Raw genomic sequence first — 25,673 nt, forward strand, 5'->3', positions numbered from 1 at the left:
TTAGTTGCCGTTTAAAGTTTTAACGGTTTCAGAATCTATACCCTGTACAAGTTCTGATAAAAACTTGTGTGCTTCTATATAATCATTATAGTCGATGATTGAATGTGAAGTATGGATATACCTTGCACAAATACCGACAACTCCTGAAATGACACCTTCGTTGGAGACATGTATACTGCCGGCGTCAGTACCGCCCGGGGAAGTATAGTACTGGTATTTTATATTATTCTTCTCTGCAATATCAATCATATATTCTCTCATAGGTCTGGATAATATCATTGTACGGTCCATTATGCGAAGTAATGTGCCTCCGCCGATTTTGCCCTTATCATCTTTCTTGCCCATCATGTCGTTCGCAGGAGAACAGTCCACCACAAATGCCACATCCGGCTTGACCAGGTTGCTGCTCACTTTGGCACCTCTTAAGCCTACTTCCTCCTGGACGTTTGCACCCACGTACAGATCACAGTCAAGATCGATATCTTTCAATGTTTCGAGTACTTCTATCGCGATCAGACAGCCGTATCTGTTGTCCCATGCTTTAGCAAGAAGCTTCTTATCATTTTCCATCACTTCAAACTGGACGTCAGGGACGATTGAGTCACCGGCTTCGATGCCCATCTCTCTCAGTTCATCTTCACTGTCCGCGCCGACATCAAAGAGCATATCTTTAATTTCTGTCTTTTTATCTTTACCGCCTTTACGGAAATGAATCGGCACACTGCCGACGATGCCCGTAATCTCTTTATCGTCGCGGGTACGCAATTTTAGTTTCTGACTTAATAAAACATCGCTTGACCATCCGCCGAGCGGTACGAATTTTATAAGTCCGTTCTCTTTGAGTTCTGTAACCATGAATCCCACTTCATCCATATGCGCTGCAATCATTACTTTTGGTGCATTTGTTTTACCGCTTTTCTTAACGGCAAAAATGCCGCCGAGGCCATCGGTGATAATTTCATCAGAAAGTGGTTCTAATTCTTTTCTTAAATACTCCCTGACAAGATCTTCAAAACCGGGGGCGCCGTGTAACTCAGTTAATGTTTTCATTCTATCCAAAGTTTTTTGTGATAAATTCATGATAATTCCCCTTTAAGATGATTTTCATTTATTTCATATGGTAAACTACATTTAAGGAGGTAGTTTTATGTCAAAGCGTAGAATATTTTTATTATTTACAGTCATCACTTCTGTACCGGCATTAATCTGGTTCTTTCTATACCGGACGGTTGATGCACAAAAGGTGATTGACGGTTTACATTTACAATTCGATGATGTTTCATTCATTTCTCTGGATTACCAGACGGACGAAAGAAACTTCCTTGGAATGAAATCCAAAGTGATCAACGGCGTCGTTCACGTTGGTGAAGGAGAAGATGTTTCCAAGTACCAATTTATGGCTGATGCTTATACAGGTGAAATCATGGAGATTACTAATCAGTAATCTCCTTTTTTTCACCCTTTTATATCCTGCCGTCTTCTTTCAGCTTTTCAATCGTTTTATGAATGCGTTCCATACCGGATTCTATGCGCATCCTGCTGGAAGCCACATTCATACGGAAACGCCCGTTGTCGGAAACGTCGTATATATGACCAGGTGATACTGCAATGCCTCCTATATCCACCAGTGCTTTATGCATCTCAGCATCTTCAATCCCGCATTTCTCAAAGCTGATCCACGCTAAATAGGTTGATTCCGGTTTTTTGAATGACAGATAATCGGACAGATGTTCATTTATATACTCTTCGATATAATCAAAGTTACCTTCCAGATGATCGTTCAGCTCATCCACCCACTCGCCGCACTCCGTATAGGCGGCTTCAATCGCCGACAGTACCAGACTGTTTGCCGTCCCTACGTTATAGCGGTGATCATACTCGTAGACGATTTTATTTCTCAGCTCTTCATTTTTAGTTATGAAATATGAATGCGGTATACTTGCAAGGTTAAAAGTCTTTCCGAGTCCTGTCGTTACAATGACAGGGTCGCCTTCATCCATCAGTTCAGCCATGGAAACGAATTTCTCTTTCGGTCTCACGAAATCCATATGAATTTCATCACTGATGAAAAAGACATCATTGTCAAGACAGATATCCTTCATCCTCTGCAGGTCTTCTCTTGACCATACTTTCCCTGTCGGGTTATGCGGATTACAATGTATGAACACTTTATTTTCAGTTGCCTGGCACAGTGTTTCAAAGTGGTCGAAATCGAATGTATATTCATCATCCTCTTCTATCAGAGAACATGATACCACTTCACGATCGTTGCCCTTCAGAACCTTCAAAAAGGCGTTGTAAGTCGGCATATTCAAAATGACCCCGTCGCCCTTGTCAGAGTTCAGGCGCACCGTCTCACTCACCGTATACAGCACGGACGGCGCATAAGTGACCATGTCGTCGGTAAGGTCCACATTGTATCGGGATTTCCACCATTGTTTGACAGGTCCATAAAACTTTGAGTTCTTCCATATCGTATAACCAAAGATGCCGTTATCCAATCTTTTTTTCATTGCTGACGTAATTGCTTCAGGTGTTTGAATATCCATGTCAGCGATCCAGAATGGAGCGAGCCCGGTCCGTCCGAATAATGGTTCCGTGCCTTCATACTGAATGCTGTAAGTACCTTCCCTAGTCGTTTCTTTGTCGAAATTGAACTTGCTCAAAAGCTTCCCCTCCACGTATAATTTCTTCACATTATATTTTATCATTCTTTAGTGATAATTACATTGCAAAGAAAAAAGCATCTTAAAAAGATGCTTTCAATAAGTATATTCTGCTGCCGTTCTGTGAGAATTTTTCTTCATATTCAGTACGTATATTATCTTTTGGCTCTTCATCGTGAAGGTCAAGAATGATCTCATCGAATTTCATGCCATAATCGTTCATGCTCTTTAAACTGTATTCGAATAAACCACGGTTGTCAGTTTTAAACTGCATGTTGCCACCTTCATCCAGAAGAGTATGATACTGCTTTAAGAAAGTATGATAAGTAAGACGTCTTCTTGCATGCCTTGTTTTTGGCCACGGATCTGAAAAATTGAGGTAGATCTTTGAGATTTCACCCGCATTCAAATACTCACTGAGGAAGTTTGCATCCAGCAGTGCCAGCCTGATGTTTTTCAAATCCAGTTCAATGATTTTTTCAACCACTCTGATAATTATATTTTTGTCAAGTTCGATGCCGAGGTAGTTGATACCGGGGTTTCTCGAAGCCAGTTCCGTAATGAACGTTCCCATACCCGTCCCGACTTCAATATGAAGAGGCTGATCAACATCAAAAAACTCTTTAATTTTATTTTTATAAGTCATTTCTGTATCCACGATATGGCCATTTTCATTCAAATAATCCATGGCCCACGGTTTGTTACGAATTCTCATCCTGCTGCTCCATTCACTTTTCCACTAGATGAACCGGTCTCTTTTTATAACATTGTTCAAGAACAGTATCCAGTCATTCATGTCTTTGAAACGCTTATGGTCTTCGTACCATTGCACCATCGTAATTGCCTGGACCAATGTATACCACTTCATGCGCTTCCTTAAATCTCTATCATATTCAATGCCGTACGATTCCAGCCAGTCATCCCATTTATCTGCTGGAACATAAGTGTATAGGATGATACCGATATCTATTGCGGGATCTGCAATCATTGCACCTTCCCAATCTACTAAAAACAATTCATCCTGATCAGAAAGCAGCCAGTTATTGTGATTAACATCACCGTGACAGACCGTACTCAATGATTGATCCAATTTAGGGATTTCATTTTCCAAATATTGAATGGCACTTCTTACAGTGTGGTGTGCATTCACTTTAGGGGATAATGAAGATTGTATTTTATTTAATAATAAGTCGGGTAACATCGGTTTCATGCCTATTTTCTTAAGCATGGTCAACAACGGTCCTGATGAATGAATTTTCTTCATCAACGCTGCCACCCTGTTTGAAGACATCTCTTCATGGGTCAGCTCACGGCCATTCTTCCAATGCTGTGCTGTTACGACCTCTCCCGTTTCTATGCGTTTCGTCCAAACCAACTTAGGCACTATACCTTCTGCAGATAGTGCTGCTATAAAAGGGCTGGCATTGCGTTTCAGAAAGAGCTTCCGGCCATCTTGTTCCGCTTTATAAGCTTCACCGGATGCACCGCCTGCCGGGTCCAGTGTCCAGCCGAGCTGATAGAAATGCTCCAAATTCCACACCTCTCTTCGTCCTTAAAAGACGCTGAAATAACTACATATAATAGCATCCTTTTTTTGTTTCGTGATTAAAATAATATAGTGTTTGCGGTTTGATTTCAAGACTCATATTTTTTAATTTATATGACAACAGCAATGAAACAGTCGTCAAAGTCACATATTATAAGGCTTCATCAAGCTTTAAAAAATATAAGTGTAATATCACCCGTTAACTTTATTTAACTGAATTTAATTGTGTGATTTTTTTATTAAAGTATTCCTGCAGCTGCTGGGTGACCCGGCCGGTCTTACCGTCGCCTACGCCTCTCCCGTCCACTTTGATGACCGGGATGATTTCCTGCGTTGTGCTTGTATAGAACACTTCATCCGCTTCACTCATGTCGGACACTGTAAACCCTTCTTCCCTCACAGAAATATCGTTTTCTTCTGCAAGCTCCAGAACGACCCGGCGGGTGATGCCGTTCAATATCAGATTGTTTGCAGGATGGGTGAACAGCACTTCATTTTTCACCATGAATACATTGGTTGAAGACCCTTCAGTCACCACCCCGTCACGATGGAGAATCGTTTCTTTGGCACCGTTTTCCACAGCATACTGTTTCTCCATGACGTTAGCGAGCAGGTTAAGGCTTTTAACATGGCACTTCAACCATCTGTAGTCTTCAGCAGTCACTGCTTCCACACCTGAGTTCATCAGTGACAGAGGACGCTTTGCTTCCCTGATGCTTGCATAGATGACAGGCTTCGACATATTCGGAAAACCGTGATCACGGGGAGCGATTCCTCTCGATACCTGGATATAAAGTGCACCGTTAAGAATAACGTTGCGATTTTTTATTTCGTGAAGTATTTCCACCACTTCTCCGCGGTCGACATCTCTGATCATGATTTCTTCTGCACTTTGCAGCAGTCTGTCTACATGCTCGTCAAAAGTAAAAAAATTACCGTCATAAATCCGGATGACTTCATAAACGCCGTCACCAAAATAAAATGCGCGGTCTCCGCTTTTTATACTCATCTCATCGTGATCCATATACTGTCCGTTATAATAACTAATTCTCATTGATTTCACCTTCTACACATATTCTGTAAATCGCCTCTAGATAAATTGCAGTCGCTTTCAATAACTCATCAATTTTCATGGATTCATTTTTCTGGTGCATCGTGTCTTTCGTGTCATGGAACATTGCACCGAATGCAACGCCTCTTTCGAGTGTTCTTGCATAAGTCCCCCCGCCGATTGTAAATGGTTCAGTTTTATCTTCCACATGATTCCTGTAACTGTCCAGAAGGATTTTCACAAGCGGATCCCCGGGGTCTACATAATGCGGCGGTTCATCCGAGATGTCTTCGATTGTGAAACCCTGACTTAAAATCGTACTTTTAAGTGCATGTATCCTGCTGTTGAAATCAAGCCCTTCCGGGTATCTCAGATTGACCCCAAAACTCGCACCGTCAACCTCGGTATAATTGATCATTCCGGTATTGACACTGACTTCGCCCATTTCTTCATGAACATGGGACATGCCAAATTTCTCACCTTTGTAGTTGCCTACAATATATTTATTGGCAAAATCCACAAAATTCATTGCGTTATCATCCAAGTCCATTGTGCTTAGAAAATCAATCAGAATAAAACCTGCGTTCACTCCGGCTTCCGGTGTCGAACCATGTGCGCTCTGCCCTTTGATTCTTATATTCAGGAAACCATTATCGACTTCATAACTGCCCTCAGCACCTGTGCTCCTTAAAAAGCCTTCGAATGACTGGATGACTTCAGTCATATTCTGAATCACTTTAAGTTTTGCTTCCGCTTCCTCAGGCACCATGTTATACCTTTCACCGGAAATTAAAACTTTCAATTCAATATTGGGTTCTTCTTCATCCAAAAGTGTATGCTTCTGTACAATATTGAAAGAGGTGATTCCTTTTTCACCATATATCAGAGGAAATGCAGCGTCCGGCGCAAAACCGGCTGCAGGCATTTCCTCACTTCCGAAATAGGCTTTCGTACATTCCCAGTCCGATTCTTCATCCGTACCGATGATCAGACGGGTTTTCAATTTAAAATCCACATTCTGTTCCTTCAAAATTTTCAACGCATAATATGCCGCCATCGTCGGCCCCTTATCGTCCTGAACACCGCGTGCCGTGATGAAATCGTCTGTAACGACAGGATCAAACGGTTTGCTGTCCCATCCGCTGCCAGGCGGTACCACATCAACGTGCCCCAATACACCGAAAATCTCATCACCTTCACCAGTTTCGATATGACCGGCAAGACCGTCGACTTCTTTAATTATGAAACCATCCCTTTTACCGAGTTGGAGCATATAATCCAGAGCAGCTTTCGGCCCCTCTCCGACAGGTGCATTTTCGGTTTTGTCCCCTTTCACACTTTCTATTTCAAGTAATCCGACCAAATCTTCAATCAGTGAATCTTTATGCTGATTGACAAGTGCCTGAAAGTCCATGTCCGTTCATCCTTACTTATAGTTATTTATTTTTAATGATAAATATATTTCAGTATAAAAACAAGCAAACATGACATTATATAAAAATTTCCACAATAAAAAAACCGGTCCATAAGAACCGGCTGTGTATATGAATATTTAATTCTTATCGTTCTCATCGTCGTCTTCATCATAGACAACGTGGATATTATGATTATCATTGATATCGCCTTTATCATTGACGACTTCTGAATTCGGATTCTCTTCCGGATGGACGAATCCCCCTTCAGAGTCAAAGTTGCCCTCTTCCTGATCGGTAGTCAGGTGGCCGCCGCCATCTTCTGCATCAGGTTTTACATCGTGCTCGTCCTTTTTGACTTTTGACTGGACGTTTTCTGCATATCCTTTTGGATCTTCTTTTGCTTTATTGAATTCAGTCTTTGCTTTTTCCTGATACTGTTTGGCCTGCTCTGTCATCTTACTTTGATAACCCTTGGCCTGCTCTGTCGCTTTGGATTGGACATCCTGTGCATATTGCTTCGGATCTTCTTTCGCTTTGGAGTATTCTTCTTTCGCTTTATCCTGGACTTCATGAGCTTTCTCAGTCACTTTATCCTGGACTGTCTGAGCATATTCTTTCGGATTTTCTTTTGCCTTGTTGTACTCATTTACCACTGCATCTCTGTTATCTTTTTCAGAGAGCTTTTTAACTGCTGCTGCAATACCGACAATCGCAGCCAGTTTAACTAATCCATTAATCAATCTTCCCATTTTGATACACCTCTATTTAAATTTAATTTTGAAGTAATTACTAATAAATGTTTACCCATTCTTAAATGATTTAAACAAGGTGTGTTAAACTATTCACTTCTTCATCAGTCAAATATCTGCTTTCTCCTTCTTCAAGCAGTTCATCCAGAGGCAGATCAGCAAATTTTATGCGTTTCAGCTTTACCACTTCATTATTTAAATATATGAACATGCGTTTTACTTGATGAAACTTGCCTTCGTATATAGTCAGTTCAACTTTTCTGTCTTCTATCTTTTTGGCAATAGCAGGCGAAGATGTGAAATCTTTTAAAGGTATACCCGCTTCTAATTTCAGGAGATCTTCATCAGTCACATCTTCTTTTAAAGTGACTTCATATGTTTTTCCGATTTCATTTTTTGGACTCAGCAGACTGTGTGACAGTTTGCCGTCATTGGAAATGATCAAGAGACCCGTTGTATCCTTGTCCAGCCTGCCGACCGGGAACAATTCATCTATCTGCGGGTGGTCTATCAATTCCATCACAGTCTGCGTGGGACCGTCTTCAGTGGAGGAGATGACCCCCATCGGCTTATTCAGCATGAGATAAATATACTCCTCCAAAATCACTGGTTCATCATTGACGGTGATATGACTGTCGTATGAAACTTTGTGATTCGGTTTATTGATGACCGTATCTTCGACTTTGACCTGACCATCCCTGATCAGTTTAGACACTTCTTTACGGCTGCCGATCCCGGCATTAGCCAAAAATTTATCCAATCGCATTATAAAAACCTCAACTTCTGTCTGATTTTATCTGCTCTGGCACCCAGTATCTCGTCAGCCAGCCTGCTTCTGAATGACAGGAACATATAAACGAATGCACCGACCGGCACCGTAACAGCAAGTATGATGATTGAATCAACCTTGTTCTCAACGTCAAGAGTAAACAGCAGAAGCAAATAAACGACCTCGACTGACAACAGCATGACTACAGTGTAAAAACCAATCTGCATCAGCGGCTTTATCAGTGGACGGATGTGGAATTTTCCATATTTCTTTATAATCCAAAGATTTAAAGCCACGCCGATACCAAGTGCAATCGCCGTGCCCATTACCGCACCCACCGTGTGGAACTGCATGATCAGTGGAATGTTGATTGTAACTTTGACTGCAAGCACTGCAAGGACGACATATAATGTAAGGTTCTGTTTATCAATCCCCTGTACAATCGAACATGTGATTGAAAACAGTGAAATGATTATGCTGACTGGTGCATAGAATATTAGTATTTTAATACCCATCTCATTGTAACTGTAAAAGGATGTATACAGTGGTGCGGACAGGATCATCATGCCGACCGCTGCCGGAACGGTAAAGAACAGAAGCATCAGAAGCATCATCTTGATTTGATGATGGACATTGTCCATTTCTTTCCTCTGAAAATTTTTAGTGATGAACGGCAGGATGCTAATCGCGAAAGCTGCTGCAAGAGACGTCGGAATCATGATCAGCTTGTGTGTCGTAAGATTCAGCATACCGAACCAGCTGTCATGGTACTGCTCCGGCACACCCGCCATCGCAAGACCGTTATTATGTGTCAGCTGATCGATGAAAATTATCACGGGTATACTGATTCCTACTATTATAAATGGAATCCCGTAACGTATGATTTCACCGTACATTTCCCTATACGAAAAATCGTAATCTGTTTTGTCAGCTTCTACAAGCTTCTGAATATGAGGCTGCCTCTTTCTCCAGAAGACGAACAGAGTCGCAATAGCACCGATTCCACCGATGAATGCTGCAAATACGGCGATTTCATTGGCTGTCTGAACTGTACCATCCAGCACATTGATAACAATATAGGCACCGCTCAAGAGCACTGTGATTCTGATGATCTGTTCCACTACGGATGAGGCACTCGTCGGACCGAATGATTCGAATCCCTGGAATATACCCCTGAATGTCGCCATGAATGGAATGATGATGACTGCGATGCCGATAATGCGGATGATGCGGGTAATATCTTCCGCCGTCCAGCTGCCCTCCCCGCTTCCTGCTGCAAGCGTCTGCAGATTAGCTATGTAGGGCGCTGCGATATAAAGTGCCAGAAACGCGAGTATACCTGAAGCGATCATTACGAGCAGACTGGATTTGTACAGTTTCTGACTCGTCTGGTATGCACCCAGTGCATTGTATTTGGCTACATACTTCGACACGGCACCGGGCACCCCTGCTGCTGCGATTGAAAGCATGATTGTGTAGGGCGTATAAGCATAACCGTATAAGGCTAAGTTTTCTTCTCCGCCCATAATACTGTAAAATGGAATCAAGTAGAGCATTCCTAAAACTTTAGTGATCAATGTCGCCAAAGTCAGATAGAATGTCCCTCTAACCAGTTTATTTGAATCTGACATTTTTATAACCTTCTTATTTTAGACTAAACTACATTATAATCAAAATATCATCACTTTCAAACCAAAAGGAGAAAATCTATGTTTGACATAATCGTTGTAGGCGGCGGCGTCAGCGGCCTCATGGCAAGCTATGCTGCCTCAAAAGATGGCAGAAAAGTGTTACTTATCGAGAAAAATAAAAAGCTCGGACAGAAACTTCTCATATCAGGCGGCGGACGCTGCAACGTCACAAACCGCCTGCCATACGAAGAGATTATCAGCCATATACCAGGTAACGGCAAGTTCCTGTACGGCCCTTTCAGCACATTTGATAATGAAAGCATCATAGACTTCGTCCAAGCACGGGGTGTCGGCCTTAAGGAAGAGGATCACGGCCGGATGTTCCCGGTGACCAACAAGGCAATTGATGTATTGAATGTCTTTTTAAAAGAACTGGATCATAATGATGTGACAATCCGGTACAATACTATAGTAGAGAAAATAATAATCGAAGACAGTAAAATTACCGGCGTACAGCTGAACGACGGGGAAATTATAAAAGCCGGCAATGTGATCATCACTACTGGGGGAAAAAGCGTACCGAACACCGGCTCCACTGGAGACGGCCACAGATTTGCGACAGAAGCCGGCCACAATATTACAGAGTTATTCCCGACCGAGGTGCCCATCACCTCCTCCGAGAACTTTATTCAAGAAGGCACCTTAAAAGGGATGAGCCTGAGTAATGTTGCCCTGTCCGTCCTCAGAAAAAACGGCAAACCGAGAATCACACATCAGATGGATATGATATTCACACACTTCGGCGTTTCAGGTCCTGCGGCACTCAGATGCAGCCAATTTATATTCAAAGAGCAGAAAAGTCAGAAACGTAAAGATATTTCCATGATGATAGATTTTTATCCAGATGTTAAAAAAGGTGCTCTGCAGGAAGAACTGGATGCATTGTTAAAAGCCAGCCCTGATAAATCCATTAAAAATATTCTTAAAGGAATGATGCAGGACCGTCTTGCCGAATTTCTGATCGGATATAATGATATCGACGGCGACGCGACCAGTCATCATCTTAAAAATGAAAATAAGCATAAGATTGTTGAATTTCTCAAAGGATTCACCTTCAAAGTCGACGGCACCCAGTCCATTGAAAAAGCTTTCGTCACAGGCGGCGGTGTCAATTTGAAAGAGATAACACCCCAGACGATGGAAAGCCGTATGGTTGACGGTCTTTATTTTGCCGGAGAAGTGCTGGATATCCACGGCTATACCGGCGGCTACAATATTACCAGCGCCCTCGTGACCGGATATGTTGCAGGCCACAGCGCGGGTTTGAAGTGAGTTTCTCTTCTCAAGGCTGGGCCGGATGGCATGAAATCCTACTTTCAACCTGACTCGTACCATTCCAGACATGCGGATGACACGAAACCCTACTTTCCATCTGACTCGTGCCATTCCAGACATGCAGATGGCACGAAACTCTACTTTTCATCTGACTCGTACCATTCCAGACATGCAGATGGCACGAAACCCAGTCTTTCATCTGGCTCGCGCCATAACTCATGACCACCGGACTGCAACTTATAGCGCCGCGGCATATATCAGAACACATACAGCAAACCCCATCACTCATGCTGAGTGACGGGGTCGGACTTTATTCCGGTTTATGCTGGTAGGCAATATCATAAATGCGGATTTCGTTGTCAATAATCGGATTATCTATCTTTTTTTCTTCTCCGGATTTTGCCTCATGCGCTTTTTTATTTTTACGGCTGTCTCTCCAGGCTTCGAATGCATCATGATCTCTCCATGTTGTTGAGATCAAAAGCTCGTCATGGTCCTCAAGGTTTTCATTCTTCAATACTTCCATCCATTCGAAGCCTTCAAATGTATGCACAGCTTTCGGTTCCTGAAACTTTACTGCCACTTCATCGATCCGGCCCTTTTTAATGCTTAATGCGTTTACCACTTTAATCATTCTTATCCATCCTTTCATAAAGGTTCTATATAAAACAATATCATAAATCACATCGTCAACTATCATTGTAAAAGTTACAATATTCTAAAAAGGTTTAACTTTTTCTGTATAAAGGAATTTATAAAAAGCATAAGTTGTACCGGAAAGGAGTATCATTTTGTCTTTTCAAAATATGTTTATCGGTGATTTCGAAGTCATTCTGCGCACAATCATTGTCGGCCTGCTCGCATACCTCTCACTGGTTGTCATTATCAGAATCAGCGGCAAACGCACATTATCTCAAATGAATGCTTTTGACTTCATCGTTACGGTTGCACTTGGTTCGATATTGGCAAGCATCATCCTGACTAAAGATGTGTCCCTCGTCCAAGGGATGACAGCATATTTAATATTGATCGTCATGCAATATATCATTACCAAGCTGACACTCTATAGTGATAAATTTAATAAAATAATTAAATCTGATCCAAAATTATTATATTATGATGATCATTTTTTAGATAAAAACCTAAAAAAAGAAAGATTGAATAAAACTGAAATCCATCAGGCAGTCCGTGCAAATGGGACGGCTAACCTGGAAAATGTAAAGGCTGTAATTCTGGAGTCTGAAGGCAGTATTTCTGTCATTCCTAAAAGCGACAAAGATTCAGATGATAAGGATAAGGATATAATGACAAATGTGAAAAAGTAAGGTCGGAGACCTTACTTTTTCTTAGTTTGCCACTATATTGATCAGTTTTCCCGGTACTGCAATGACTTTCCTTACAGTTTTATCCTGGATTGCTTCCTGGACTTTGTCAGATTCGATTGCGATGCGTTCCAAATCTTCTTTGGATGCATCTGTCGGTACATTCATCTTCTCGCGGACTTTACCGTTAACTTGAATGACGATTTCAACTTCTTCTTCAACCAGTTTACTTTCATCGAATACCGGCCATTCTTCATAAGTTATCGTACCTTCATGACCGAGCTTTTCCCACAGTTCTTCCGCTAAATGCGGTGCAATCGGAGACAACAGTTTAACAAAGTTGCCAATATGCTCTTTGGATATTTCGTCCTGCTTATTACACTCATTGACGAACACCATCATCTGAGATATTGCAGTGTTGAAATCCAGTGTTTCATAATCATCGGAGATTTTCTTCACTGTCTCATGATATACCTTATCGAGCTCAGGTGTTTCTCTATCGACAATTTTATCCTGAATTTCGCCTGTATCTTCATTGATGATAAGCCTCCATACACGGTCGAGGAAACGTCTCGAACCATCCAGCCCGGTCGCACTCCATGCGATTGAAGCATCAAGCGGTCCCATGAACATTTCATACAGTCGAAGTGTATCTGCACCGTGTGAATAAACGATATCATCCGGATTGATGACATTACCTTTTGATTTACTCATCTTCTCATTGCCTTCACCAAGAATCATGCCCTGGTTGAACAACTTCTGGAACGGCTCTTTTGTATGCACAACACCGATATCATAAAGCACTTTATGCCAGAAACGTGCATACAGCAAGTGAAGGACAGCGTGTTCAGCCCCGCCGATATATAGATCAACCGGCAGCCAGTGTTTCAGTTTTTCAGGATCTGCCAATGCCTCATCATTATGCGGATCGATAAAGCGCAGGTAGTACCAGCAGCTGCCTGCCCACTGGGGCATCGTATTCGTTTCACGGCGTCCTTTGACACCGTCTTCTCTCACAACTTCTATCCACTCTGAGTTATTCGCAAGTGGCGATTCACCTGTTCCGGACGGCTTTATTTCATCCATGGACGGCAGTTCCAAAGGAAGCTCATCTTCAGGTACTGTTGACATCGTCCCGTCCTCCCAGTGGATGACTGGAATCGGTTCGCCCCAGTAGCGCTGACGTGAGAACAGCCAGTCACGGAGCTTATATGTCGTTTCTTTTCTTCCATAATTATTGTCATTCAGAATCTCAAGTGATTTTTCAATCGCCTCTTCAGTGCCGAGGCCGTCGAGTTCGCCTGAATTCACATGGGTTCCGTCGCCTGTATAAGCTTCTTCCTCTATGTTTCCACCCTCGATCACTTCGACGATCGGCAGACCGAATTCCTGTGCGAATTCATAGTCACGCTGATCATGTGCCGGAACAGCCATTATTGCGCCTGTTCCGTATGATGCAAGAACATAATCAGAAATCCATATCGGAAGTTTTTCACCGTTGAACGGATTGATGGCGTAAGCACCTGTGAAAGCACCTGTTTTTTCTTTCGCAAGATCAGTACGCTCCAGTTCACTCTTCATCGCTGCTTTATCCTGATAAGCTTTGATCACTTCTTGTTGTTCTGCTGTCGTGATTTCATCCACCAGCTCATGTTCCGGTGCGAATACGGCATATGTCGCTCCGTAAATCGTGTCAGGACGTGTTGTAAATGCAGTAAATTCTTTATCGGTATCTTTTATCTTGAAGTCGATATTCGCTCCTTCAGACTTGCCGATCCAGTTGCGCTGCATATCTTTAAGTGATTCCGGCCAGTCCAAATCTTCCAGATCTTCCAACAGACGATCTGCATATTCAGTGATTTTCAGAACCCATTGACGCATCGGTTTCCTTACTACCGGATGTCCGCCCCGCTCTGACAATCCATCGATGACTTCTTCGTTTGCCAGTACCGTACCGAGTGCTTCACACCAATTCACAGGCACTTCATCGATATAAGCGAGTCCTTTATTGTACAGCTGGATGAAAATCCACTGTGTCCATTTGAAATAATGAGGGTCTGTTGTATTGATTTCACGATCCCAGTCATAACTGAAACCGAGTTCCTTGATCTGCCTGCGGAAATTATCGATATTCTTTTCATTAAATTCACGTATATCATTTCCTGTATCAATCGCATACTGCTCTGCAGGAAGGCCGAAAGCATCCCAGCCCATCGGATGGAGGACATTGTAGCCCTGCATACGTTTCATTCTTGAAACGATATCTGTTGCTGTATAACCTTCCGGGTGACCCACATGAAGCCCTGAACCTGAAGGATATGGAAACATATCCAACGCATAGAATTTTTTCTTATCATATTCTTCTTCTGTTTTGAACGTTTTATTTTCTTCCCAAAATTCCTGCCATTTCTTTTCAATCTCTCTGTGATTATAAGCCATTTGGACCCTCCTATTTGTATGTAAAAAAGTATATAAAAATCCCATGTTTAATAAAACATGGGACGATCTATATGACCGCGGTACCACCCGCATTCACTTTAAAAGTGCATCTCAAAAGTATTCAATTCATTGAATACAGACAAGTTCATGGCCTGCTGTTACCGGTTTTCACCGCCACCGGTTCTCTTGAAACAGCTTCACATTACTACTTCTGTACAAGTACTAATATATGTTATTTTTTAAATATTAGCAAGTGTATAAAATCATTTATATTAATTGCAGACCCTCAATCGTCAGTAATTTCGACTTTTTATCCAACCCGCCGGTGTAACCGCCTAAAGTGCCGTCACTTGAAATGACTCTGTGGCACGGGACAATGATTGAAACCGGATTTTTACCATTCGCATTGGCGACGGCCCTTGAATAATTCGCACCCCCGCATCTGACAGCGAGTTCTTTATAACTGATTGTCTGCCCGTAAGGGATTTTCCACAGTTCACTCCAGACCTTCTGCTGGAACTTCGTTCCGCTGTACCTGAAGTTGATCGGCACTGTGAAATCGCTCCGTCCGCCGCCGAAATATTCATTCAGCTGCTCTATACACGTATCAATCACCTCTGTATGATCATCACTTTCTCCAGGCTCACTCACATGATCGATACCAATTATCTTTTTATCATCACTCGATATCTTCAGCCAGCCGACCGGAAATTCCGCGTAGACAACTGCCATATCCATCACCCCTTAAAAACGATTTTTAATCCTCTGTCATAAATATTTTTCACTATTTTAGTGATTAACAAGTACATAACCGTGCTGAGTACAAGTATTCCCATAATCATTATACCAATCATCCGATGATTCAATTCACCTTCTGCACCGACAAATATATTAGACATCAACCCTGTTGAAAATACTAATATAAAAATGACTATTGTCATAATCACAGATGCGCCGGTATCCAGACGCTCTGTGGGTTTATTGGTGTTGACAACCGGATATTTCGCACCGAACCACATGCCGATCGGAATGACTGCCAGTGCAGTCAGAACAATAAAAACAAAACTGTAAACGAGTCCAAGTATAGAAACATCTGTAAATATAAAGACGATCATCGACATCAGCATATATACCGGAACGATTGTCATGAAATTATAGAGGAATTTTGAGGCCACTACATCACCCGCTTCAACCGGCAGCGAGCGCATCATATCATGATGCCGCGCATCCCTTGCCGTATTCGTTGCCGAAGCAAATATGGAAATGATGACGGTCCCGGTAATGGACACTGAGATAACAATCGCATCCATACTCATTGGTACAGCATTTTCAGGTCCAACCGGATTAAACGCTACAAAATATACGATGAAAGGAATGAAATACTGCGGTAAAATTGCGGACCACTCTTTAAAATCTCTGATTGTCATATTAAAATCTTTCATTAACAATGCTTTTTTTACAGAATGGACGCCCAGAGATTTACCGCCTGCTTTTTTCCCGCGTCCGGAAGTGGTGATCCAGCCTTTGATAAAACCGTCTTTAACCACATGCGTCAAAGAAATAAAAATAGTGATGGACAAAATAACACTTAAAATTATAAGTACAAAAAATTTACCCAGACTCACACTATAAATGAATCCATCATATAACCAGTCGGGGTCAGGAAAGTAGTTCAGCACAGTTTCTATATTGACCACACCGAATGTAATGATAAGATACGGCAAAACTGCAGCAAAACCGCCGATAAATGTCAAAATTTCCGAAACCTTTTTAGGACTCGCAACTTTCGTCACCAAAAATACGATGATATAGCTTATGCCAAGTATTACTAAACTGAGCAGCATAAAATATATAATGGAAGATATGAATGGCAACACACTCGTATACCTTAAAGAAAATGCACTTCCCGTTATGAGAGCGACAGCCAGTGTTATCGGTAAAACGCCTGTACACAGCTGCATGATGAATTTTGCACGGAGCAGATCTACTGCCTTGACCGGAAAAGTTAGATATAGTTGCATATTTTTGTTCATGAACATATCTTTTACAATACGATTGACCGTTATCAGAGACAATATGATCATGAGCAGCACAGAGATCATCAACATGATGGATGACAGCATCGCTTCTTCTGCAAATAATAAAAAGTTGAAAAACGTAATGATGATTATTGGAAGGAATAATAATGCCACCAATACAATAATAGCGAGAGATATTACTGTCTGCGTGCGTATATTTTTAAAGTGATTAACCGCCGATTGTATCTCAACTTTCAGAACCGGGAGCATCCCCTTCCTCCTCCCCTGTCAGTGTTAAAAACACATCTTCAAGTGAACCGGATTCAAGACCGCTTTCGGCTCTCAGCTCGGTGAGTGTGCCGGTCGCTTTCTCTTCACCTTCGTAAATGATTAATATCCTGTCCGCGATCTCCTCAGCAAGACTGAGTGTGTGCGTCGTTAAAAAGACGGTGTTCCCTTCAGTGACATAATTTCTTAAAAAGCTTTTCAAGTTACGGTTGCTCTTTGGATCAAGCCCCACATTCGGCTCGTCCATAAAGATGACTTCCGGTTCATGCATCAATGCCCCGATTATTACGAGCTTCTGGCGCATTCCGTGGGAGTATCCTTCCACTAATGTACCGAGTGCGTCCGTTAAATCAAACAGCTCAAGCAGCTCCGCGGATTTTTCTTTATAATCATCCTGGGACATTTGATAAACACTCGCTACAAAATCCAAGTATTCTTTACCAGTCAATTTCCCCATAATATCCGGTGTATCCGGAACGAAGCTCACTTTTCTTTTAAGCGATACACTGCCCACGCCCGGCTGCTCTCCGAGTATTTCAATCTTTCCGGCAGATTTTTCAGTGAGGCCCATCAACATTTTAATCGTCGTCGATTTGCCCGAGCCATTCGGCCCCAGAAATGCGAAGAGTTCTCCATCATCCACTTTAAAACTTAAATTATGTACAGCATGTTTGTGTCCAAATATTTTTGTCAAATTGCTCACTTCAATCATTTCCACGCTCAACTCCTCACCTGTTATATAAAATAATATATCCATCATGTCCAATACACAATCCATATGGTAAAATTCTTTTATAAAGAAGAGGTGTACTATTATGCTCGAAAGAATTCTGCCAAAGGCAAAATCCCTGGTTAAAGAGATCGCAGCACAAAATGATATTTTAATCGATGCCACGTGCGGCAACGGCCACGATACAAAGTTCATGGCAGACTTAACCGGTCCTTCCGGAAAAGTTTACAGTTTTGATATTCAGGAAGAGGCGCTCGATAATGCGAAAACCTTAACTGAAGGCTTATCAAACATCCATTACATACTCGACTCGCACGCCAACGTGGACAAATACATAAATGAAAATGTAAAAGCGGCAATGTTCAATCTGGGATACCTGCCTAAAGGCGATAAATCCATTACGACTAAAAGTGATTCCACACTGGAAGCGATCACTCAGATCTTCGATATTTTAGAGCCTGGCGGCAGAATCGTCATTGTCGTCTATCACGGCCATCCAGGCGGTAAAGAAGAAAAGGATGCTCTGTACGATTTCGTGATGCAGTTGCCCCAGAAGGAAGCAAATGTTCTGGAATACCGTTTCATCAACCAGAAAAACAGCGCCCCTTTCATATTCTGTATAGAAAAAACTCATGCTGCCCAGCCGAGTGATCGGACAGTATGAGTTTTTTATTTTCTATAATAAACCGATTCTGAACAGTTGTGAATCAAAGAACTTCTCTAAATAATAATATGGTGTTTCAGTGTCCTCCCGCTGAAATATGCTGTGATCTTCACTGTTCAGCATAATGACCTGAAGTTCTTTGCTCATCATTTTTTTAACGTAGTTTGAAGAGATGAAAGGTTCAATGATTTCATTCTCATTGCTGAAGATTGATAAGACCGGCACATCGGGGAGGTCATCAATATTTTCTGCAGTATTCTTCATCTGGTTGATGACCGTTTTATACCAGTGGTAGCTCACTTTTCTCACCAGCAATTCGTCACTTTCATAACGTTCCAGATAGTTTTTATCCGATGTGAAGTATTTCATTTTGATTCCCGGGTTAAACTTCGTCTCGTCACTCGTCGTCCTTACACTTGTCATCAGCGTGTTCTTTCTATTCATAAACGACTGTTTGAATGACAGTAACGGGTTCAGTAATACAATTCCGTCTATATTAATATTATTCTGCTTTATCAATTCAAGCGCAATCAGTCCGCCCAGTCCCTGACCGATGACAAATGTCGGCAGATGGTATTCTTTTGTCATCTCAAACCATTCCATCACTCTGTCGACATACTGATAAAAGTCGGTGATGTGTCCTTTATGCACTCTGGTTGTCTGCCCGTGCCCCGGCAGATCCCCGGTGATGACATGGTAGCTAGAACTTCTTAACTGACTGGTTAAACCGTTGTAATATTCATGGTGTTCGAGCATATCATGAATGACGACAACGACCCCTTTAGGCTCGTATTCCGTTTCCCATTTCCACATTTGAGGCAAGTCTCCTTCGATCCTTTTGTAATTCTCTATGATACAATTATTATAACAACAATATACAGAAAGGATAGTGGAAATGAAACTGGATTATAAAGGGATTTCACCAAAAATACATGAAAGCGCTTTTGTAGCTCCAAATGCGACAGTAATAGGAGATGTAACCATCGATGAGTATGCATCAGTATGGTTCGGCAGTGTTTTACGCGGAGATATTGCACCCATTAAAATTGGTAAACATAGCAATATCCAGGACTTGTCGATTTTACATGAAACGCCTGATATGCCTCTTATAATAGAGGATTATGTCACTGTGGGCCATAAAGTGACACTGCACAGCTGTACAATCAGGAAAAATGCATTGATAGGGATGGATTCCACAATTTTGGATGGTGCCGAGATCGGCGAAGGTGCTTTTATTGGTGCCGGGAGCCTTGTCACACCGGGCACGGAAATCCCGCCGAAGACACTTGCGTTTGGACGACCGGCGAAAGTGGTAAGAGATTTAACGGAAGAGGATATCATAGAAATGGAAAGGATCAACAATACTTATACCAGCCATATCCCCCATTATAAAAAGGGGTGAATTAAAAATTCAAAGTTTATCCATAATTTTCTAAATTTGATTGTCTACCTTTTTTATAAAAGGGTATAATAAACATGTTGAATATTATTAAAGTAGGAGAGGTTTTATGCCAGTATTAAGAGATATTTTCATACATCTTTCAGAGAACAAAATTTTGAATGACGCTACAAAAAAAATAGGCTTGAAATTTGGCGCCGATAAAGTGGTCGGCGGCATTAAAGTGGAAGATACGATCAAGCGTATTGAAGACATCAACAATCAGGGGATGAGCGTCACATTTGATAATCTCGGTGAATTCATCACAGAGAAATCCGACGCGCTGTGGGAAAAAGGGAACATCATCGATATGATCAAAGCCATCGACGAGAATAATCTTGATGCACATGCATCTGTAAAATTATCTCAAATTGGTCTGCATATCGATTATGATTTCTGTCTGGAGAATACACGTGAAATATTGACCGCTGCAAAACAGGCAGACATGTTCGTCAATATTGATATGGAGAACTACGCATCTTATGATATTACAATCCGTCTGCTGGATACAGTATTGAAAGAGTTCGATAACGTCGGAACTGTCATTCAATCATACTTATTCAGCTCAAGAGAAGATATCATTAAATATAAAGATCAGAGACTCCGTCTTGTAAAAGGCGCGTACAAAGAAGCCCCCGAAGTCGCTTTTCAGGACAAACGGGATATCGATGCTGCATATTTGAGACTGATAAAAACACATTTATTAGAAGGTAAAGGTTTTACGTCCATCGCGACGCATGACCACAATATAATAGAAGAAACTATCGATTTCATCAAAGAGAATAATATTCCCAATGATCAATTTGAATTCCAGATGTTATACGGGTTCAGAAAAGACTACCAGAGAAACCTGGTTCAACGCGGATATAACACTGTCGTATACGTACCATTCGGCTATGACTGGTATGCATACTTCATGAGACGTCTCGCTGAACGTCCTCAAAATCTCAATCTCGTTATCAAAGGTGTAACAACAGACAAACGTTTCCAGACAGGTGCAGCCATCGCTGCCGGTGTCGGTGCATTAGTCGCAGCTTATCAGCTGTTCAAGAAATAAAATCATGTCCTCCCGCCAGGCTCACCCTTGGCAGGAGGTTTTTTCATTGATTTTCCATGATGCTTTCAACCATTACTTTTGTATTCTGCACCAGTATATTCACTGTATTTGACATATAATCTGAACTGAAAGTCAAATGACCTATCGCATACATATGATGCAATGTTCCATATCTTGGACTGATCACTCTATGTTCTTTATCCACAATCAAACCACCGAGTTCGCTCGGAGCTATCAGCATCCTGTTTATCATGTTTACAATTAACGGTGTCTTTTCTTTAGTGATATCCTTTATCGGTCCGGTTGCATTGATTAAATAATCCACTATGAACGTTTCATCTTCATCAGTCCTCACTTCAAACTGAACACCTGTCCCCACCTCTTCAATTCCATCGACGACGATCACCCTGCCCGCTTCAGCCCACTTTACAAGTTGATACGCAACTTCAAGCGGCATTGGAGAATGATTTTTATCAATGAGCGGATGGATTTCATTCATGAACCTCTCTTTATCAGATTTAGAAAAGTAAGGAAACACTCTGCTGAACAGCGGATTTACTGTAATGATCAAATACTGCAGTTTCCCTACCTCATTTTTATGCCTTATATCAAGTTTCAAATCATCCAGGGTACTTTCAGGGTGGCGGTAAAATAACTTTTCATCAACGCCCTGCTCCGCCATTTCTTTTCTGAACAACTCAATGATTTTATCGAGAGATATCAGGTCATCCTCTATGTAGGTATACACTTTTTCTTCAGTGAAGTATTTAATGTCAAAATAATGACTCGTCCCTCTTACAGACGGCATGTCGCCGCTCCTTGAAAATAGGTGAACTTCATCAACCGATTGTTCCATTATCAAATATCTGACACAGTCGATTGCAGAAAGCCCGGTACCAATCACTCCGATTGAACCGTCAACATCAGTCACAGTATGATTCAGAGGATAAGGATTGTGAATATTATTTTTCACACCTTCCAGTTTATACGGATCATTATAGCTCAGCTGCCCGACTGTTAGGAACACTGCATCATATTCCTCCGTTTTGAACTCTGAAATGACTGTGTAACTTTCTCTTTCTTCATTGTACACAACATCCGCCACTCTCTCATTGATCAGCTGGACATTAGAATGCTTTCCCACAGCCCTCTGGAACATATCCGACGAATAATGGCCGAAATGCTTTCTTGAATTATAATTATGAACAGGTAAATTCTCTCTATTCAGCCATTCCACAAAACTATAAGGTCCATTTGTAAATGACATTTCTTCAGAAGGGATATTGAGGAGAAGAACTTCACTGTCTTCGATATATGGCTTGCCCCGCCCCATCCGATCCTTCAAATCGAATATATCAATTCTAAACGAGTCATCAAAATTTGGATGATTGATCATATGATGCAAGATCGCATTGCCGGCGATGCCTCCGCCGATAATTGCTATTCTTTTCTTCATTACATGCCCTCCGATATCATTACAGTGCTGGATTTTTTATAAAATAAAACCCCATACTCGAAGTATAGGGTCATTAAAAAGATACGTCTATGGATTAAGCGTTAAAATTGCATCTTCAATTTCTGCCAGGTCTTTGACAGTGTATTGGAATCTGCCGTGGAAAATGTATTTAAGGAAGAACTCTTCCAGTTCATCTTTCCCGACAAGCACTTTGACATTATCATCAGAGTAGTTGGCAATGGAATAATTTCCGCCATCTTCAGGGTTGAAGTATATCAACGGTACAAGATCATATTGCAGCTTCAATATATTTTTCAGTTTCTCAGCAGATAATTTAGCCTCATCAATTACCGGGTTATAGTGATTTACGGATATATTCTCAGAGTCTGACTTATCGAAGATAAGTGTCTGTTCCTGAGTTTTATCCAAATCCAACAGTTCAAAGAAAGATTCGATATAAGGCAGCTCTTCAAAGTTATTTTCGCTGATACCGTGGAGTATATGTCCACTCCAGTATTTTGAGTCGATCAGATACAGACCTGTTCGTGTCAGAACTAAATGATCGATTTTTCTGGTGTTTGTAAAGTTGCGGCTTGGAAGATATACATTCGATAGTATCAACATATCGGCATCACGGATTTTCCCTTCACCGACCAGCTTCTCCTTCAACTGAATCAAAGCCAGATCCGTTAGATATTCACCCTTGTCCACCGTAAACTGATATAAGCTCGACAACTTATTATTCAGTAAGTTTGTATCATTATGATATTTTTCATTAAGAGTGGAAACTTCTTTCTTATGAGCCAGATGTTCCTCTTCCTGTTCATTCTCATATTTATCAATCAAGCTCTGTTTTTCTTCATTGTGTGAGTTCTGAACTTTATTAATCTCATTACGATGCTTAAAATAATACACTAGAAATACAATGATCAGAATTAATAATACAGCTGCTACAGCTATAAAAAACGGATTTGTAAAAATCTCTGTATTCATACGCATATCTCCTATTCCATTTGTACTTTTCGATATCTTTCTCCTTTAATATTATAACAATACTACAAAAAAGTTATCGATACAAAACAAAAAATTTATTACATCAATATAATGTATTAAATAATCGAAAATGATAAAAGCATCAAAACCATTAATATGACAGTACTCTTAAAAATAAAACATGAATTATTACACATTTTCCATTAGGATTTGCATCGTTTTATTTTATATTTTTAAAATTATATGTTTTAATAATCAACACATGGGTAATGTAAATATAACTTGCTATATAGAGATAAAGAAGTGGCAGGGTTACTCATTAATATTATATTAGGAAATTAATTAGGAGGCTTTTACTATGGAACTTAAAAAATATCTACTGGCAGGCGGCCTTGCATCCGTAATGGTACTTGGTGCATGTGGCGACGGCGGAGAAACTGAAGAAGATCCAGCAGCAGAAGATCCGGCAATGGAAGAAGGCGCTGAAGATCCGGCAGCAGAGGATCCGGCAATGGATGACGAAGAAGAGGAAGACTCTGCAGTGGAAGAGGATCCAGCAATGGATGATGAAGAAGAAGACGAAGAAGAAGACGAAGGATTGTAATATTCAAACTCAATTTAAAATTAGAACCCGGAGCAATTTCTGCTCCGGGTTTATTGTTGTTTTTATCGATTTAAAAACGTTTTGATCTCATCCACTTTATCCAATGTTTCCCACGGCAAGTTGATATCTTCACGTCCAAAATGTCCATAGCTTGCAGTATCTTTATAAATCGGACGCTTCAAATCAAGCATTTTAATGATTCCATCCGGAGAAAGATCGAAGAGTTCCCTGATTGCCTCTACAACTCTGCTCTCTTCAAAATCCGATGTTCCAAATGTATCTACAGAAATCGAAACAGGCTGGCTGACGCCGATTGCATATGCGAGCTGGATTTCACATTTATCACATATACCGCCTGCAACAATGTTCTTTGCGATGTATCTGGCAGCGTAGGCTGCGGAACGGTCCACTTTAGTCGGATCTTTTCCGCTGAAAGCACCACCGCCGTGTCTTGCGTAACCGCCGTAAGTATCTACTATTATCTTTCTCCCTGTTAATCCAGCGTCACCCTGAGGACCACCAATCACAAAACGTCCTGTAGGGTTGATGAAATATTTTGTTTCCTTATCGAGCAGCTCTGCCGGTACAACTGCTTCTATGACATGTTCAAGCAGGTCATCGTAAATCTGCTGTGTAGAGACGTCTTCACTGTGCTGCGTTGAAATAACAACAGTGTCCACTCTTTTCACATTATTGTTCTCATCGTACTCAACAGTGACCTGTGTTTTACCGTCAGGTCTCAAATAGTTCAATGTATCATTTTTTCTGACTTCAGTAAGACGGCGTGATAATTTATGAGCCAGTGATATCGGTAACGGCATCATTTCCGCTGTTTCGCTGGAAGCAAAACCGAACATCAAGCCCTGGTCGCCTGCACCTGTTGTAATTTCATCCGTCGTTCTCGTCTCAATCGCATTATCCACTCCGACTGCGATGTCCTTCGACTGTTCATCTATTCCCGTCAACACTGACATTGTTTTATAGTCATAACCGTATTTTGCATCAATATAACCGATGCCCTTCACCGTTTCTCTTACAATTTTAGGAATATCCACATAAGTTTCTGTGCTTATCTCTCCGACGATCAATGCTAGCCCTGTATTGACTACTGTTTCACAGGCAACACGTGCATCCTGATCCTGCTTTATGATTTCATCCAATATCGCATCTGAAATCTGGTCTGCAATTTTATCCGGGTGTCCTTCTGTTACCGACTCTGAAGTAAATAAATTCTTTTCACTCATCCTATATATATCTCCTTTAAGTTATTCGCTATCTCTTCAAACAAAATAAAGCCTTCTCTCTGACATAGAGAAAAGGCTTCGCTCTTCCCCTTATCGATCAGAATAATCTGCATTCTTTAGCACCTTCCTTTAGTAAAAGAGGTTGCTGGGCTTCGACGGGTTTGCTCCCTCCACCTACTCTTGATAAGAGATAACTTGAGTTTAAATATACTAGAGTGGAGACGACAATTCAAGATGTTAAAAGGATGGAGTTTCAGC

The 25,673-nt window shown here is 41.3% G+C and carries 25 protein-coding genes and 1 riboswitch; of the genes, 7 read left to right on the forward strand and 18 right to left on the reverse strand.

From position 1 onward, the window contains the following. Positions 1-1,080, reverse strand: coding sequence for a M42 family metallopeptidase (locus ACY8DT_RS00530; protein ID WP_462421026.1), 1,080 nt, complete (start codon positions 1,078-1,080; stop codon positions 1-3). Positions 1,081-1,147: 67 nt separating this feature from the next. Here ACY8DT_RS00530 and ACY8DT_RS00535 point away from each other — a divergent pair, with 67 nt between their 5' ends. After that, the gene (locus tag ACY8DT_RS00535; RefSeq protein WP_462421027.1) at positions 1,148-1,444 is read left to right on the forward strand and encodes a hypothetical protein; all 297 of its coding nucleotides are present in this window, start codon (positions 1,148-1,150) and stop codon (positions 1,442-1,444) included. 19 nt (positions 1,445-1,463) lie between these two features. Here ACY8DT_RS00535 and ACY8DT_RS00540 read toward each other — a convergent pair whose 3' ends face one another. The 8 genes from ACY8DT_RS00540 to ACY8DT_RS00575 all read right to left on the reverse strand — a co-directional run bounded on the left by ACY8DT_RS00540 (position 1,464) and on the right by ACY8DT_RS00575 (position 9,827). Then, complete coding sequence (locus ACY8DT_RS00540; RefSeq protein ID WP_462421028.1) at positions 1,464-2,666, reverse strand: MalY/PatB family protein; 1,203 nt, start codon at positions 2,664-2,666, stop codon at positions 1,464-1,466. 82 nt (positions 2,667-2,748) lie between these two features. Next, positions 2,749-3,381 (reverse strand): tRNA (guanosine(46)-N7)-methyltransferase TrmB, encoded by a 633-nt coding sequence (gene trmB, locus ACY8DT_RS00545; RefSeq protein ID WP_462421029.1) that lies wholly within the window; start codon positions 3,379-3,381, stop codon positions 2,749-2,751. Positions 3,382-3,405: 24 nt separating this feature from the next. Further along, positions 3,406-4,197, reverse strand: coding sequence for a phosphotransferase (locus ACY8DT_RS00550; RefSeq protein WP_462421030.1), 792 nt, complete (start codon positions 4,195-4,197; stop codon positions 3,406-3,408). 220 nt (positions 4,198-4,417) lie between these two features. Further along, complete coding sequence (gene dat / locus ACY8DT_RS00555; RefSeq protein ID WP_462421031.1) at positions 4,418-5,266, reverse strand: D-amino-acid transaminase; 849 nt, start codon at positions 5,264-5,266, stop codon at positions 4,418-4,420. Beyond that, the gene (pepV, locus tag ACY8DT_RS00560) at positions 5,256-6,677 is read right to left on the reverse strand and encodes a dipeptidase PepV (protein ID WP_462421032.1); all 1,422 of its coding nucleotides are present in this window, start codon (positions 6,675-6,677) and stop codon (positions 5,256-5,258) included. The genes dat and pepV overlap by 11 nt, the downstream gene beginning before the upstream one ends. Before the next feature lie 138 nt (positions 6,678-6,815). Continuing rightward, positions 6,816-7,427 carry a hypothetical protein gene (locus ACY8DT_RS00565; RefSeq protein WP_462421033.1) on the reverse strand — a complete coding sequence of 204 codons (612 nt, stop codon included), beginning with the start codon at positions 7,425-7,427 and terminating at the stop codon, positions 6,816-6,818. 70 nt (positions 7,428-7,497) lie between these two features. After that, positions 7,498-8,193, reverse strand: coding sequence for a pseudouridine synthase (locus ACY8DT_RS00570; RefSeq protein ID WP_462421034.1), 696 nt, complete (start codon positions 8,191-8,193; stop codon positions 7,498-7,500). Continuing rightward, the gene (locus ACY8DT_RS00575) at positions 8,193-9,827 is read right to left on the reverse strand and encodes a putative polysaccharide biosynthesis protein (protein WP_462421035.1); all 1,635 of its coding nucleotides are present in this window, start codon (positions 9,825-9,827) and stop codon (positions 8,193-8,195) included. The genes ACY8DT_RS00570 and ACY8DT_RS00575 overlap by 1 nt, the downstream gene beginning before the upstream one ends. A 78-nt stretch (positions 9,828-9,905) precedes the next feature. On the opposite strand from ACY8DT_RS00575, the gene ACY8DT_RS00580 reads away from it, so the two are divergent. After that, positions 9,906-11,159, forward strand: a complete 1,254-nt coding sequence (locus tag ACY8DT_RS00580) for a BaiN/RdsA family NAD(P)/FAD-dependent oxidoreductase (RefSeq protein ID WP_462421036.1) — start codon at positions 9,906-9,908, stop codon at positions 11,157-11,159. A gap of 313 nt (positions 11,160-11,472) precedes the next feature. Here the strand turns inward: ACY8DT_RS00580 and ACY8DT_RS00585 are convergent, their stop codons facing one another. Next, positions 11,473-11,796 carry an antibiotic biosynthesis monooxygenase gene (locus ACY8DT_RS00585; protein ID WP_462421037.1) on the reverse strand — a complete coding sequence of 108 codons (324 nt, stop codon included), beginning with the start codon at positions 11,794-11,796 and terminating at the stop codon, positions 11,473-11,475. A 157-nt stretch (positions 11,797-11,953) separates the two neighbouring features. Between ACY8DT_RS00585 and ACY8DT_RS00590 the strand changes: the two genes are divergently transcribed. Further along, positions 11,954-12,487, forward strand: coding sequence for a DUF421 domain-containing protein (locus ACY8DT_RS00590; protein WP_462421038.1), 534 nt, complete (start codon positions 11,954-11,956; stop codon positions 12,485-12,487). Positions 12,488-12,508: 21 nt separating this feature from the next. Here ACY8DT_RS00590 and leuS read toward each other — a convergent pair whose 3' ends face one another. The 4 genes from leuS to ACY8DT_RS00610 form a co-directional block, all read right to left on the reverse strand. Next, a complete protein-coding gene (leuS, locus tag ACY8DT_RS00595) occupies positions 12,509-14,923 on the reverse strand; it encodes a leucine--tRNA ligase (RefSeq protein WP_462421039.1) in 2,415 nt (804 codons plus the stop codon). 267 nt (positions 14,924-15,190) lie between these two features. Next, complete coding sequence (locus tag ACY8DT_RS00600; RefSeq protein ID WP_462421040.1) at positions 15,191-15,655, reverse strand: methylated-DNA--[protein]-cysteine S-methyltransferase; 465 nt, start codon at positions 15,653-15,655, stop codon at positions 15,191-15,193. A 5-nt stretch (positions 15,656-15,660) separates the two neighbouring features. Further along, positions 15,661-17,211: a permease-like membrane multi-spanning protein gene (locus ACY8DT_RS00605; protein WP_462421041.1), complete on the reverse strand. Its 1,551-nt coding sequence runs from the start codon at positions 17,209-17,211 to the stop codon at positions 15,661-15,663. Continuing rightward, the gene (locus tag ACY8DT_RS00610) at positions 17,189-17,989 is read right to left on the reverse strand and encodes an ABC transporter ATP-binding protein (RefSeq protein WP_462421042.1); all 801 of its coding nucleotides are present in this window, start codon (positions 17,987-17,989) and stop codon (positions 17,189-17,191) included. Before ACY8DT_RS00610 ends, ACY8DT_RS00605 begins: the two co-directional genes overlap by 23 nt. A gap of 55 nt (positions 17,990-18,044) precedes the next feature. On the opposite strand from ACY8DT_RS00610, the gene mnmM reads away from it, so the two are divergent. Next, positions 18,045-18,623 carry a tRNA 5-(aminomethyl)-2-thiouridylate-methyltransferase MnmM gene (gene mnmM / locus ACY8DT_RS00615; protein ID WP_462421043.1) on the forward strand — a complete coding sequence of 193 codons (579 nt, stop codon included), beginning with the start codon at positions 18,045-18,047 and terminating at the stop codon, positions 18,621-18,623. Positions 18,624-18,635: 12 nt separating this feature from the next. Here the strand turns inward: mnmM and ACY8DT_RS00620 are convergent, their stop codons facing one another. Beyond that, complete coding sequence (locus ACY8DT_RS00620) at positions 18,636-19,436, reverse strand: alpha/beta fold hydrolase (RefSeq protein ID WP_462421044.1); 801 nt, start codon at positions 19,434-19,436, stop codon at positions 18,636-18,638. Positions 19,437-19,518: 82 nt separating this feature from the next. On the opposite strand from ACY8DT_RS00620, the gene ACY8DT_RS00625 reads away from it, so the two are divergent. Then, on the forward strand, positions 19,519-20,025 hold the full coding sequence (locus ACY8DT_RS00625) for a gamma carbonic anhydrase (RefSeq protein ID WP_462421045.1): 507 nt from the start codon (positions 19,519-19,521) through the stop codon (positions 20,023-20,025). A 106-nt stretch (positions 20,026-20,131) separates the two neighbouring features. Continuing rightward, the gene (locus ACY8DT_RS00630) at positions 20,132-21,118 is read left to right on the forward strand and encodes a proline dehydrogenase family protein (RefSeq protein ID WP_462421046.1); all 987 of its coding nucleotides are present in this window, start codon (positions 20,132-20,134) and stop codon (positions 21,116-21,118) included. A 43-nt stretch (positions 21,119-21,161) separates the two neighbouring features. On the opposite strand, the gene ACY8DT_RS00635 is transcribed toward ACY8DT_RS00630, so the two are convergent. Further along, the gene (locus ACY8DT_RS00635; protein ID WP_462421047.1) at positions 21,162-22,574 is read right to left on the reverse strand and encodes an FAD/NAD(P)-binding protein; all 1,413 of its coding nucleotides are present in this window, start codon (positions 22,572-22,574) and stop codon (positions 21,162-21,164) included. Between the two features lie 87 nt (positions 22,575-22,661). After that, positions 22,662-23,567, reverse strand: coding sequence for a nuclease-related domain-containing protein (locus ACY8DT_RS00640; protein WP_462421048.1), 906 nt, complete (start codon positions 23,565-23,567; stop codon positions 22,662-22,664). A gap of 358 nt (positions 23,568-23,925) precedes the next feature. On the opposite strand from ACY8DT_RS00640, the gene ACY8DT_RS00645 reads away from it, so the two are divergent. Continuing rightward, positions 23,926-24,171: a hypothetical protein gene (locus ACY8DT_RS00645; protein WP_462421049.1), complete on the forward strand. Its 246-nt coding sequence runs from the start codon at positions 23,926-23,928 to the stop codon at positions 24,169-24,171. A gap of 62 nt (positions 24,172-24,233) precedes the next feature. On the opposite strand, the gene metK is transcribed toward ACY8DT_RS00645, so the two are convergent. Beyond that, a complete protein-coding gene (gene metK, locus ACY8DT_RS00650) occupies positions 24,234-25,415 on the reverse strand; it encodes a methionine adenosyltransferase (protein ID WP_462421050.1) in 1,182 nt (393 codons plus the stop codon). 87 nt (positions 25,416-25,502) lie between these two features. Beyond that, positions 25,503-25,605, reverse strand: a riboswitch (SAM riboswitch). Positions 25,606-25,673: the final 68 nt, after the last annotated feature.

It is taken from the genome of Salinicoccus sp. Marseille-QA3875 (assembly GCF_054950095.1).

What these genes read in the sequence shown, in the direction of transcription:
- ACY8DT_RS00530 (WP_462421026.1), bottom strand. Translation starts at nt 1,080, where the DNA reads ATGAATTTATCACAAAAAACTTTGGATAGAATGAAAACATTAACTGAG.
- ACY8DT_RS00535 (WP_462421027.1), top strand. Translation starts at nt 1,148, where the DNA reads ATGTCAAAGCGTAGAATATTTTTATTATTTACAGTCATCACTTCTGTA.
- trmB (WP_462421029.1), bottom strand. Translation starts at nt 3,381, where the DNA reads ATGAGAATTCGTAACAAACCGTGGGCCATGGATTATTTGAATGAAAAT.
- dat (WP_462421031.1), bottom strand. Translation starts at nt 5,266, where the DNA reads ATGAGAATTAGTTATTATAACGGACAGTATATGGATCACGATGAGATG.
- pepV (WP_462421032.1), bottom strand. Translation starts at nt 6,677, where the DNA reads ATGGACTTTCAGGCACTTGTCAATCAGCATAAAGATTCACTGATTGAA.
- ACY8DT_RS00565 (WP_462421033.1), bottom strand. Translation starts at nt 7,427, where the DNA reads ATGGGAAGATTGATTAATGGATTAGTTAAACTGGCTGCGATTGTCGGT.
- ACY8DT_RS00570 (WP_462421034.1), bottom strand. Translation starts at nt 8,193, where the DNA reads ATGCGATTGGATAAATTTTTGGCTAATGCCGGGATCGGCAGCCGTAAA.
- ACY8DT_RS00575 (WP_462421035.1), bottom strand. Translation starts at nt 9,827, where the DNA reads ATGTCAGATTCAAATAAACTGGTTAGAGGGACATTCTATCTGACTTTG.
- ACY8DT_RS00580 (WP_462421036.1), top strand. Translation starts at nt 9,906, where the DNA reads ATGTTTGACATAATCGTTGTAGGCGGCGGCGTCAGCGGCCTCATGGCA.
- ACY8DT_RS00585 (WP_462421037.1), bottom strand. Translation starts at nt 11,796, where the DNA reads ATGATTAAAGTGGTAAACGCATTAAGCATTAAAAAGGGCCGGATCGAT.
- leuS (WP_462421039.1), bottom strand. Translation starts at nt 14,923, where the DNA reads ATGGCTTATAATCACAGAGAGATTGAAAAGAAATGGCAGGAATTTTGG.
- ACY8DT_RS00600 (WP_462421040.1), bottom strand. Translation starts at nt 15,655, where the DNA reads ATGGCAGTTGTCTACGCGGAATTTCCGGTCGGCTGGCTGAAGATATCG.
- ACY8DT_RS00605 (WP_462421041.1), bottom strand. Translation starts at nt 17,211, where the DNA reads ATGCTCCCGGTTCTGAAAGTTGAGATACAATCGGCGGTTAATCACTTT.
- ACY8DT_RS00610 (WP_462421042.1), bottom strand. Translation starts at nt 17,989, where the DNA reads ATGATGGATATATTATTTTATATAACAGGTGAGGAGTTGAGCGTGGAA.
- mnmM (WP_462421043.1), top strand. Translation starts at nt 18,045, where the DNA reads ATGCTCGAAAGAATTCTGCCAAAGGCAAAATCCCTGGTTAAAGAGATC.
- ACY8DT_RS00620 (WP_462421044.1), bottom strand. Translation starts at nt 19,436, where the DNA reads ATGTGGAAATGGGAAACGGAATACGAGCCTAAAGGGGTCGTTGTCGTC.
- ACY8DT_RS00625 (WP_462421045.1), top strand. Translation starts at nt 19,519, where the DNA reads ATGAAACTGGATTATAAAGGGATTTCACCAAAAATACATGAAAGCGCT.
- ACY8DT_RS00630 (WP_462421046.1), top strand. Translation starts at nt 20,132, where the DNA reads ATGCCAGTATTAAGAGATATTTTCATACATCTTTCAGAGAACAAAATT.
- ACY8DT_RS00635 (WP_462421047.1), bottom strand. Translation starts at nt 22,574, where the DNA reads ATGAAGAAAAGAATAGCAATTATCGGCGGAGGCATCGCCGGCAATGCG.
- ACY8DT_RS00640 (WP_462421048.1), bottom strand. Translation starts at nt 23,567, where the DNA reads ATGAATACAGAGATTTTTACAAATCCGTTTTTTATAGCTGTAGCAGCT.
- ACY8DT_RS00645 (WP_462421049.1), top strand. Translation starts at nt 23,926, where the DNA reads ATGGAACTTAAAAAATATCTACTGGCAGGCGGCCTTGCATCCGTAATG.
- metK (WP_462421050.1), bottom strand. Translation starts at nt 25,415, where the DNA reads ATGAGTGAAAAGAATTTATTTACTTCAGAGTCGGTAACAGAAGGACAC.